Below are 9,326 nucleotides of genomic sequence, written 5' to 3'. Positions count from 1 at the left end.
GCACGAATCGGGGCACGTGACGATCGCGAGCGCGGCGAAGCCGGGCGAAGCGGGTCGGCACGAATCGGGGCACGTGACGATCGCGAGCGCGGCGAAGCCGGGCGAAGCGGGTCGGCACGAATCGGGGCACGTGAGCGGGCGGCCGGTGTGGGGGGTGGGGATCGCGTCGTCGATCACCATCGCCTCGCTGCGCGCGGTCGTGTCGGCGGTCAACCGCGCCTCCCGCACCGTCGAGGCGCCGACGACGTAAGGAGCAATCACCGTGTGGCACACCTCGTGGGGCTTCGTGTGGTCGGTCATCGTCGCCTTCGCGTTCATCGCCTACCTGCTGATTCTGTTCAGCATCATGGCCGACCTGTTCTGGCGCGACCACAGCACCACCGGCTGGGTCAAGGCCGTGTGGGTGTTCTTCCTGGTGCTGTTCCCCTACCTGGCCGCGCTGGTCTACCTGATCGTGCGCGGCGAGGACATGACGATGCGGGCGCGGGAGGCCGCGGCACTGGTCAAGCGGGGCAGCCAGGCTTATTTCCGCGAGGTCACCGGCCGATCGCCGGCTCAGGAGATCGCCCACGCCAAGGAGTTGCTGGACGACGGCACGATCACCCCGGACGAGTTCGACACGCTGAAGGGCAAGGCGCTGGACTGACGCCCGTCAGAACAGCGCGAGCTGCGCGTCCAGCGCGGAGACGTCGGTGAACTGCTCCATGTTCGTGCCGCCGACGACGGCGCCGACGCAGTCCATGAAGTGGGCATCGGTCACCACCGGCACCCCCAGTTGCCGGGCCAGATAGCCCTTGCCCTGCTCGGGGGCCGCGTCGTTGCAGACGACCAGCGAGGTTTCCCGGTCCACGGTGTCGCTGTAGGCCAGCCCGGCGTGCAGGATCCGCTCGACGAGCTCCTCATGGGTGCGCCCGACCTCGGCGGCCAGCGCCACCCGCATGCCCTGAACCAGGGGCCTGCCCCGCACGAACGGCCCCGGGTTGAGGTAGGGGCACGGCATCCGCGAGGCCAGCGCCTTGAGCGGCCGCAGCTCGTCGTGGGTGACGCGGCCGTTGGGCCACCGGCGCCGGGTGACCGGGCGCACCGGCAGCCACACGTCGCGTTCGCGGGCCCGCCGCAGCGCCGACGCCAGCACGCCGGTCAGCACCACGGCGTCGTCGAACGCGTCGTGCGGGCGCTGCTGGGTCACGCCCCAGTGCGCCGCCAGCGTCTCGAGCCGCAGGTTGCCGGTGCCGAGGTCCAGCCGGCGGGCCAACTCGACAGTGCACATCACGGTGTCGACGGGAAGTTCGGTTCGGGCGAGCTCGGCCTCGGCGGCGAGGAACGCGTAGTCGAACGCGACGTTGTGCGCCACCAGCGTGCGGCCGCGCAGCACCTCGGCCACGTCGCCGGCGATGTCGCGGAACTGCGGCTGGTCCTCGAGCATCGCCGACGTCAGGCCGTGCACGTGCGTGGGGCCCGGGTCCACCCCCGGGTTGAGCAGGCTCACCACCGAGCGCTCCACCCGCCCGTCGGCGTCCAGGCCCAGCGCGGCCAGGCTGATGATGCGCGCCTGGCCCGGACGAAACCCGGAGGTCTCGACGTCGACGACCGCCCAACCGCCGTCCGGCTCGCCGGCCGGCCGCCCCCAAGACACCCGGTTCATGAACGACAGAATGGCACGTCGGGCCGACATCGCCCGGTCGCTCACCGCCGTGTCGCCTTTAAACTGCCCGTTTACACTGCCGGGGTGATCACCACCCGCGCGCGCCTGGCCCTCGCCGCGGGCGCCGGCGCGCGCTGGGCGTCGCGGATCACCGGCCGCGGGGCGGGGGCGATGATCGGCGGCCTCGTCGCGATGACGCTGGACCGTTCGGTGCTCCGCCAGCTCGGCGCGGGCCGCCGCACGGTCGTCGTCACCGGGACGAACGGCAAGTCGACCACGACCCGGATGACGGCGGCGGCGCTGGGCACCGCCGGGTCGGTGGCGACCAACGCCGAAGGCGCCAACATGGACGCCGGCCTGGTGGCCGCGCTGGCCGCCGACCGCGACGCCGAACTGGCCGTGCTGGAGGTCGACGAGATGCACGTCCCCCACGTCCTGGATGCCGTGGAGCCCGCCGTCGTCGTCCTCCTCAATTTGTCGCGCGACCAGTTGGACCGCGTCGGCGAGATCAACGTCATCGAACGGGCGCTGCGGGCCGGCCTGGCCCGCCACCCCGCGGCGGTGGTCGTCGCCAACTGCGACGACGTGCTGATGACCTCCGCCGCCTACGACAGCCCGAACGTCGTGTGGGTGGGCGCCGGCGGTGCGTGGGCCAACGACTCGGTCAGCTGCCCGCGCAGCGGCGAGGTGATCGTCCGCGAGAAGGGCCACTGGTATTCCACCGGCGCGGACTTCAAGCGGCCCACCCCGCAGTGGTGGCTCGACCCGGAAGAGGGCGAGACCCTCTACGGTCCCGACGGCCTGGCCCTGCCGATGCGGCTGGCGCTGCCGGGCGCGGTGAACCACGGCAACGCCGCCCAGGCGGTGGCCGCCGCAGTGACGCTGGGCGCCGATCCCGTGCGGGCGTTGGCGGCGGTGTCGGGGGTCGACGAGGTCGCCGGGCGCTACCGGACCGTGCGTGTCGGCCGCCACGAGGCGCGGCTCCTGCTGGCCAAGAACCCCGCCGGCTGGTCCGAGGCGCTGTCGATGGTGGACAAGCACGCCGCCGGGGTCGTCATCGCGGTCAACGGGCAGGTGCCCGACGGGGAGGACCTGTCGTGGCTGTGGGACGTCCGGTTCGAGCACTTCGAGGAAACCGCCGTCGTCGCCGCCGGCGAGCGGGGCACCGACCTGGCCGTGCGCCTCGGGTACGCCGGCGTCGAGCACACGCTGGTGCACGACACCATGGCCGCCATCGCGTCCTGCCCGCCCGGGCGCGTCGAGGTCGTCGCCAACTACACCGCGTTCCTGCAGTTGCAGCGGGCATGGGCGCGCCATGGCTGACTCGAGCGTGCGGATCGGGCTGGTGCTGCCCGACGTCATGGGCACCTACGGCGACGGCGGCAACGCGGTGGTGCTGCGGCAGCGCCTGCGGCTGCGGGGCATCGCCGCCGAGATCGTCGAGGTGACGCTGGCCGACCCGGTGCCGGAGTCACTGGACCTGTACACCCTGGGCGGGGCGGAAGACTACGCGCAGCGGCTGGCGACCCGGCATCTGCTGCGCTACCCGGGGCTGCAGCGCGCGGCGGAGCGGGGCGCGCCGGTGCTGGCCATCTGCGCGGCCGTGCAGGTGCTCGGGCGGTGGTACGAGACGTCGGCCGGCGAGCGGGTCGACGGGGTGGGCCTGCTGGATGCGAGCACCTCGCCCCAGGCGGCGCGCACCATCGGCGAACTGGCGAGCACGCCGCTGCCGACCGGGCTGGCGCAGCCGCTGACCGGTTTCGAGAACCACCGGGGCGGCACCGTGCTGGGTCCCGCGGCGTCGCCGCTGGGCGCGGTGGTCAGGGGCGCCGGCAACCGGCGCGGCGACGGCTTCGACGGCGCGGTGCAGGGCAGCGTCGTCGCGACCTACATGCACGGGCCGTGCCTGGCCCGCAACCCCGAGCTCGCCGACCTGCTGCTGAGCCGGGTGGTGGGCGAGCTGGCGCCGCTGGAGCTACCCGAGGTCGAGTTGCTGCGCCGCGAACGGCTGGCGGCGCGTTAGGGCAACCGTGTCAGACCATCGCCCGGCGGCCGACGAGCGCGCGGCCCAGGGTGAGCTCGTCGGCGAACTCCAGGTCGCCGCCCATCGGCAGCCCGGACGCGATCCGGGTGACGCTCAGGCCGGGAATGTCGCGCAGCATCCTGACCAGGTAGGTGGCCGTCGCCTCGCCCTCGGTGTTGGGGTCGGTCGCGATGATCACCTCGGTGATGTCGACGCCGTCGACGCGTTCACCGATGCGGCTCAGCAGCTCGCGGATGCGCAGCTGGTCGGGCCCCACCCCGGACAGCGGATCCAGCGCGCCGCCCAGAACGTGGTAACGGCCCCGGAATTCGCGGGTGCGCTCGACGGCCTGGACGTCCTTGGGCTCCTCGACGACACACACCTGCGACCCGTCCCGGCGGGGGTCGGAACAGATCCTGCAGCGCTCGTCGTCGGAGACGTTGCCGCACACCGCGCAGAATCGGACGCCATCGCGCACCCGGGTGAGCACCGCGGTCAGGCGGTCGATGTCGGGCGGTTCCACCGACAGCAGGTGAAAGGCGATCCGCTGGGCGCTCTTGGGGCCGATACCCGGCAGCTTGCCCAGCTCGTCGATCAGATCCTGGACGGGTCCCTCGAACATGTCGGTGTGGGGTCTACAGCTCCGGCATCCGGGTCGGCGGGGTCGGCGGGGCACCCGGCGGGGGGCCGCCCATGCCGCCGGCGAGCGCCCCCAGCCGTTCCTGCGCCATCTTGGTGACCTGCCGGGACGCGTCGGCCATGGCGCCGACGATCAAGTCCTGCAGGGTCTCGATGTCCGAGGGGTCGACGACCTTGGGGTCGAGTTGCACCGCCACCACCTGCCCGCTGCCCTTGACGACCACCTTGACCAGGCCTTCGCCGGCTTGGCCGTGCACCTCGGCGTTGGCGAGTTGTTGCTGGGCTGCCAGTAGCTTCTGCTGCATCTGCTGCGCCTGGGCGAGCAGTGCGGACATATCGCCTCCGGGTTGCATGACAATCCCCTCGCATCTCGGTATCGAGTTGGTTTCGCCTATGGGTGTCGGGCGATTTGAGAACCCCAGCGTAGACCGCCCGCAGTTACCGTGGCGTGGTGGACCTACGAGTGAGCGGGTGTGTCGGGCTCAAAATGGCGGTCGCGGCGCTGGTGGCCACGGCGGCCGCGATCGTCCCGGCCCCGGTTGCGTGGGGGGCTCCCGCCAACATCGCCGGCATGGTCGTCTTCATCGATCCCGGCCACAACGGCGCCAACGACGCCTCGATCGGACGCCAGGTGCCGACCGGCCGCGGCGGCACCAAAGACTGCCAGGCCAGCGGGACGTCGACCAACACCGGCTACCCGGAGCACACGTTCACCTGGGACACCGCGCTGCGGGTCCGGGCCGAACTGAACGCGCTGGGCGTCCGGACCGCCCTGTCGCGCGGCAACGACAATGCGTTGGGGCCGTGCATCGATGAGCGCGTCAACGTGGCCAATTCATTGCACCCCAACGCGATCCTGAGCATCCACGCCGACGGCGGCCCCCCGTCCGGCCGTGGATTCCACGTCAACTACTCGGCACCGCCGCTGAACCAGGTGCAGGCCGGGCCGTCGGTCCAGTACGCCCGGGTCATGCGCGACCAGTTGCAGGCGTCGGGCATCCCGCCCGCCAACTACATCGGCCAGAACGGGCTCTACGGTCGCTCGGATTTGACCGGCCTGAACCTGGCGCAGTACCCCGCGATCCTGGTCGAGTGCGGCAACATGAAAAACCCCGCCGACTCGGCGCTGATGGAGTCCGCCGAGGGCCGGCAGAAGTACGCCGACGCGGTGGTGCGCGGCGTCGCGGGATACCTGGCCACCCAGGGCCAGGCGCGCTAGCCTTCCAGTTCCTTTTTCAGGTTGGCCAGCACCTCGCCCTGAATCCTTTTCAGCCCCAAGGGCGCGAAGGTCTTCTCGAAGAACCCTTTGACGCCGCCGGCGCCGGTCCAGGTGGTCTTCACGGTGACGCTGGAGCCGGGCCCGGCAGGAGCGACGGTCCAGTTGATGACCATCGACGAGTTCGCGTCCTTCTCGATGACGGTGTGGCCGGCGACGTCGACGTCGACCTGCACCTCGCGAACCCGCGACCTGGTCGCCTGCAGTCTCCACTTGGCGACGGTGCCCGCGCCCTGCCCGCCCTGCAGCACCTGGTACTGGCTGTACTGCGGAGAAAGGATTTTCGGGCGGACCTTCTGATAGTCCGCGACCGCGGCGAGGGTGGCCGCGGGCTCGGCGTCGACCAAGATCGTGCTGACTGCGCTTACCTGTGCCACGGCAACTTCCCCTCATGATCGTGTTCTGCGTGTCGCCGCCCGCACCCGGGTGCACGGGCAGTTGCCGAAGACTAGGGTATATGTGGTGCCAATCCCTGGATCCGCCCACACCGCGGGCGTCGACCGGTTGCTGGCCAGTTATCGGTCCATCCCGCCGACGTCCGTCATCCGGCTCGCCAAACCGACCTCAAACCTGTTCCGCGCCCGCATCAAACACGATGCGCCCGGGCTGGACACCTCCGGGCTGACCGGCGTCCTCGGGGTCGATCCCGAGAGCCGCACCGCCGACGTCGCCGGCATGTGCACGTACGAGGACCTGGTGGCGGCGACGCTGCGCTACGGCCTTTCGCCACTGGTGGTCCCGCAATTGAAGACGATCACCCTGGGAGGTGCGGTCAGCGGGCTGGGGATCGAGTCGGCGTCGTTCCGCAACGGGCTGCCCCACGAATCGGTGCTGGAGATGGACATCCTCACCGGCGGCGGCGAATTGCTCACCACCTCGCGCAGCCGGCACCCCGACCTCTTCCGTGCATTTCCGAATTCCTATGGCACCCTTGGCTATTCGACCCGGCTACGAATCGAGCTGGAGCCGGTGTCGCCCTTTGTGGCGCTGCGGCACATCCGATTCCACTCGCTGACGGAGATGGTGGCGGCGGCCGAACGCATCGTCGACACCGGCGGGCACGGCGGGGCTCCCGTCGACTATCTCGACGGCGTGGTGTTCGGCCCGGACGAGAGCTACCTGAGCATCGGCCGGCGGACCTCGACCCCGGGTCCGGTCAGCGACTACACCGGCAAGGACATCTACTACCGGTCGATCCAGCACGACGCCGCGGGCCCGGACGCCGCCAAGGACGACCGGCTGACCATCCACGACTATTTCTGGCGCTGGGACACGGACTGGTTCTGGTGCTCCCGCGCGTTCGGCGTGCAGGATCCGCGGCTGCGGCGGTGGTGGCCACGCCGCTACCGGCGCAGCAGCGTCTACACGAAGCTGGTGGCGATGGACCAGCGCTTTGCGATATCGGACCGGATCGACAAACGTCACGGCCGCCCGGCGCGGGAGCGGGTGGTGCAGGACGTCGAGGTGCCGATCGAACGCGCCGCCGAGTTCCTGGAGTGGTTCCTGCACACCGTGCCGATCGCCCCGATCTGGTTCTGCCCGCTGCGGCTGCGCGATCACGACGGCTGGCCGCTGTATCCGATGCGGCCGGACCACACCTATGTCAACATCGGGTTCTGGTCCTCGGTGCCGGCCGGGGCCGCCGGAAACGGGGCGGACCCGGTGGGCGCAACGAACCGGATGATCGAGGCGAAGGTGAGCGAACTCGACGGGCACAAGTCGCTGTATTCAGACTCCTACTACACCCGCGAGGAGTTCGACGCCCGCTACGGCGGCGCGGCCTACAAGACCGTCAAGAAGGCCTACGACCCCGACTCCCGTCTACTCGACCTCTACGCGAAGGCGGTGCAACGACGATGACAGCGATTCGGCAGATCAGGGAACCCCACCACACCGCCTCGGGCAAACTCAGCATGGCCGAGATCCTGGAGATCTTCGCCGCGACGGGACGCCATCCGCTGAAGTTCACCGCCTACGACGGCAGCACCGCCGGCAACGCCGACGCGGTGCTCGGCCTGGACCTGCGGACACCCCGCGGCGCCACCTACCTGGCCACGGCCCCCGGCGAGCTCGGCCTGGCCCGCGCGTACGTGTCGGGCGACCTGCAGCTCTACGGTGTCCATCCCGGCGACCCCTACGAGCTGCTCAAGACGCTGACCGACCGGGTCCAGTTCAAGCGACCGTCGGCGCGGGTGATGGCCAACGTCGTGCGCTCGCTCGGCGTCGAGCACCTGCGGCCGGTGCCGCCGCCGCCGCAGGAGACGCCGCCCCGCTGGCGCCGGGTCGCCGACGGCCTGATGCACAGCAAGACCCGCGACGCCGAGGCCATCCACCACCACTACGACGTCTCCAACACCTTCTACGAGTGGGTGCTGGGCCCGTCGATGACCTATACCTGCGCGGTGTATCCGCACGCCGACGCGACGCTGGAAGAGGCTCAGGAGAACAAGTACCGGCTCGTCTTCGACAAGCTGCGGCTGAGGCCGGGTGACCGGCTGCTCGACGTCGGTTGCGGGTGGGGCGGCATGGTGCGCTACGCGGCGCGTCGCGGTGTGCGCGCCATCGGCGCCACCCTGTCGGCCGAGCAGGCGAGCTGGGCGCAGCGGGCGATCGCGGACCAGGGGCTTGCCGGACTGGCCGAGGTGCGCCACGCCGACTACCGCGACGTGGCCGAGGCCGGGTTCGACGCCGTCTCCTCGATCGGGCTGACCGAGCACATCGGCGTCCGCAACTACCCGGCCTATTTCGGCTTCCTGCGGTCCAAGCTGCGCACCGGCGGGCTGCTGCTCAATCACTGCATCACCCGTCGCGACAACCGGTCGACGTCGTTGGCGGGGGGATTCACCGACCGCTACGTCTTCCCGGACGGGGAGCTGACCGGTTCCGGGCGCATCACCACCGAGATCCAGGACGCCGGCTTGGAGGTGCTGCACTCGGAGAACCTCCGGCACCACTATGCGATGACCCTGCGGGACTGGTGCCGCAACCTGGTCGAGAACTGGGACGACGCGGTCGCCGAGGTCGGCCTGCCGACCGCCAGGGTGTGGGGCCTGTACATGGCGGCCTCACGGGTGGCCTTCGAACAGAACAACCTTCAGCTGCATCACGTGCTGGCGACCAGGGCCGACGCGTCGGGCGACGACGGCCTGCCGCTGCGGCCCTGGTGGCAGGCCTAGCGAGCCGGCTAGCCGCCGTCGATCCGCCGGGCGCCCAGCTCGTTCTGCAGCAACTCCAGCGCGGCCTCCTCGGGATCGCGCCGCGGCGCCGACGACTCGTCGCGACCGGCTTCGGCGAGCATGTGCTCCTCCTCGTCCCGCTGATCCGGGGCCGGGTCGGGCTCTGGCGGTCGCGCTTCGGGCACCGCCGTCGCCGCGGGGGCGGGGGCGGCGGTCTCGCAGCGCACCCGCCAGTTCACCCCCAGGGCGTCCTTGAGCGCTTCGGCGATGACGTCGGCGTTCCGCTGCTCGGACAGCCGCCTGGCCAGCGGCTCCGACTCGTGGGTCAGCACCAGCGTGTTGCCCTCCACGGCGCGCACGGTCGCGCCCGCCAGCATCACCTCGGTGGTGCGGCTGCGCTGGCGTACCTTGTCGCGCACCGTCGGCCACATGGTCCGCACCGCGGCCGCGCTGGGCTCACCGGCGGCGGGCGCCGGCGCAGGAGCCGCCGGCGGGGCCGGTTCGGGCGCCGGTTCGCGGGCCGGGGCGAGCACCCGCTCGGGTGCGGGCTCGGGTTCGGGCCCGGGG

General features: G+C 71.2%; 11 protein-coding genes and 1 pseudogene. 7 read left to right on the top strand and 5 right to left on the bottom strand.

Going from position 1 to position 9,326, the window contains the following annotated elements; translation table 11 throughout:
• The coding region (locus FPZ47_RS30310) for an alpha-isopropylmalate synthase regulatory domain-containing protein (protein WP_282593871.1) at window positions 1–250 on the top strand (250 nt) is incomplete at its 5' end.
• Window positions 251–262: 12 nt separating this feature from the next.
• On the top strand, window positions 263–646 hold the full coding sequence (locus FPZ47_RS24880; protein WP_144956432.1) for an SHOCT domain-containing protein: 384 nt from the start codon (window positions 263–265) through the stop codon (window positions 644–646).
• A gap of 6 nt (window positions 647–652) precedes the next feature.
• On the opposite strand, the gene FPZ47_RS24875 is transcribed toward FPZ47_RS24880, so the two are convergent.
• Window positions 653–1,645, bottom strand: coding sequence for a DEDDh family exonuclease (locus FPZ47_RS24875; protein ID WP_144956435.1), 993 nt, complete (start codon window positions 1,643–1,645; stop codon window positions 653–655).
• 84 nt (window positions 1,646–1,729) lie between these two features.
• On the opposite strand from FPZ47_RS24875, the gene FPZ47_RS24870 reads away from it, so the two are divergent.
• Both FPZ47_RS24870 and FPZ47_RS24865 read left to right on the top strand, forming a co-directional pair.
• Window positions 1,730–2,968 carry a Mur ligase family protein gene (locus FPZ47_RS24870; RefSeq protein WP_144956438.1) on the top strand — a complete coding sequence of 413 codons (1,239 nt, stop codon included), beginning with the start codon at window positions 1,730–1,732 and terminating at the stop codon, window positions 2,966–2,968.
• On the top strand, window positions 2,961–3,668 hold the full coding sequence (locus FPZ47_RS24865) for a type 1 glutamine amidotransferase (RefSeq protein ID WP_144956440.1): 708 nt from the start codon (window positions 2,961–2,963) through the stop codon (window positions 3,666–3,668). The genes FPZ47_RS24870 and FPZ47_RS24865 overlap by 8 nt, the downstream gene beginning before the upstream one ends.
• Before the next feature lie 10 nt (window positions 3,669–3,678).
• Here the strand turns inward: FPZ47_RS24865 and recR are convergent, their stop codons facing one another.
• Together recR and FPZ47_RS24855 are read right to left on the bottom strand one after the other, a co-directional pair.
• Window positions 3,679–4,290: a recombination mediator RecR gene (recR, locus tag FPZ47_RS24860; protein ID WP_144956443.1), complete on the bottom strand. Its 612-nt coding sequence runs from the start codon at window positions 4,288–4,290 to the stop codon at window positions 3,679–3,681.
• Window positions 4,291–4,303: 13 nt separating this feature from the next.
• Complete coding sequence (locus FPZ47_RS24855; protein ID WP_144956446.1) at window positions 4,304–4,660, bottom strand: YbaB/EbfC family nucleoid-associated protein; 357 nt, start codon at window positions 4,658–4,660, stop codon at window positions 4,304–4,306.
• A 98-nt stretch (window positions 4,661–4,758) separates the two neighbouring features.
• On the opposite strand from FPZ47_RS24855, the gene FPZ47_RS24850 reads away from it, so the two are divergent.
• Window positions 4,759–5,526 carry an Rv3717 family N-acetylmuramoyl-L-alanine amidase gene (locus FPZ47_RS24850; protein ID WP_210419999.1) on the top strand — a complete coding sequence of 256 codons (768 nt, stop codon included), beginning with the start codon at window positions 4,759–4,761 and terminating at the stop codon, window positions 5,524–5,526.
• Here the strand turns inward: FPZ47_RS24850 and FPZ47_RS24845 are convergent.
• Window positions 5,523–5,960, bottom strand: coding sequence for an SRPBCC family protein (locus FPZ47_RS24845; protein ID WP_144956449.1), 438 nt, complete (start codon window positions 5,958–5,960; stop codon window positions 5,523–5,525). The genes FPZ47_RS24850 and FPZ47_RS24845 overlap by 4 nt on opposite strands.
• Window positions 5,961–6,045: 85 nt before the next feature.
• Here FPZ47_RS24845 and FPZ47_RS24840 point away from each other — a divergent pair, with 85 nt between their 5' ends.
• Window positions 6,046–7,443, top strand: coding sequence for an FAD-binding oxidoreductase (locus FPZ47_RS24840; protein ID WP_425461840.1), 1,398 nt, complete (start codon window positions 6,046–6,048; stop codon window positions 7,441–7,443).
• A complete protein-coding gene (locus tag FPZ47_RS24835) occupies window positions 7,440–8,759 on the top strand; it encodes a class I SAM-dependent methyltransferase (RefSeq protein WP_210419997.1) in 1,320 nt (439 codons plus the stop codon). Before FPZ47_RS24840 ends, FPZ47_RS24835 begins: the two co-directional genes overlap by 4 nt.
• An 8-nt stretch (window positions 8,760–8,767) precedes the next feature.
• Here FPZ47_RS24835 and FPZ47_RS24830 read toward each other — a convergent pair.
• A pseudogene (locus tag FPZ47_RS24830) lies at window positions 8,768–9,326 on the bottom strand (DNA polymerase III subunit gamma/tau); the annotation flags it as partial.

The sequence above is a fragment of the Mycobacterium helveticum genome (assembly GCF_007714205.1).
Classification (GTDB): Bacteria; Actinomycetota; Actinomycetes; order Mycobacteriales; family Mycobacteriaceae; genus Mycobacterium; species Mycobacterium helveticum.
This window is presented reverse-complemented; position numbering and strand designations above follow the sequence as displayed.

What these genes read in the sequence shown, in the direction of transcription:
- FPZ47_RS24875 (WP_144956435.1), bottom strand. Translation starts at nt 1,645, where the DNA reads ATGAACCGGGTGTCTTGGGGGCGGCCGGCCGGCGAGCCGGACGGCGGT.
- FPZ47_RS24865 (WP_144956440.1), top strand. Translation starts at nt 2,961, where the DNA reads ATGGCTGACTCGAGCGTGCGGATCGGGCTGGTGCTGCCCGACGTCATG.
- recR (WP_144956443.1), bottom strand. Translation starts at nt 4,290, where the DNA reads ATGTTCGAGGGACCCGTCCAGGATCTGATCGACGAGCTGGGCAAGCTG.
- FPZ47_RS24855 (WP_144956446.1), bottom strand. Translation starts at nt 4,660, where the DNA reads ATGCAACCCGGAGGCGATATGTCCGCACTGCTCGCCCAGGCGCAGCAG.
- FPZ47_RS24835 (WP_210419997.1), top strand. Translation starts at nt 7,440, where the DNA reads ATGACAGCGATTCGGCAGATCAGGGAACCCCACCACACCGCCTCGGGC.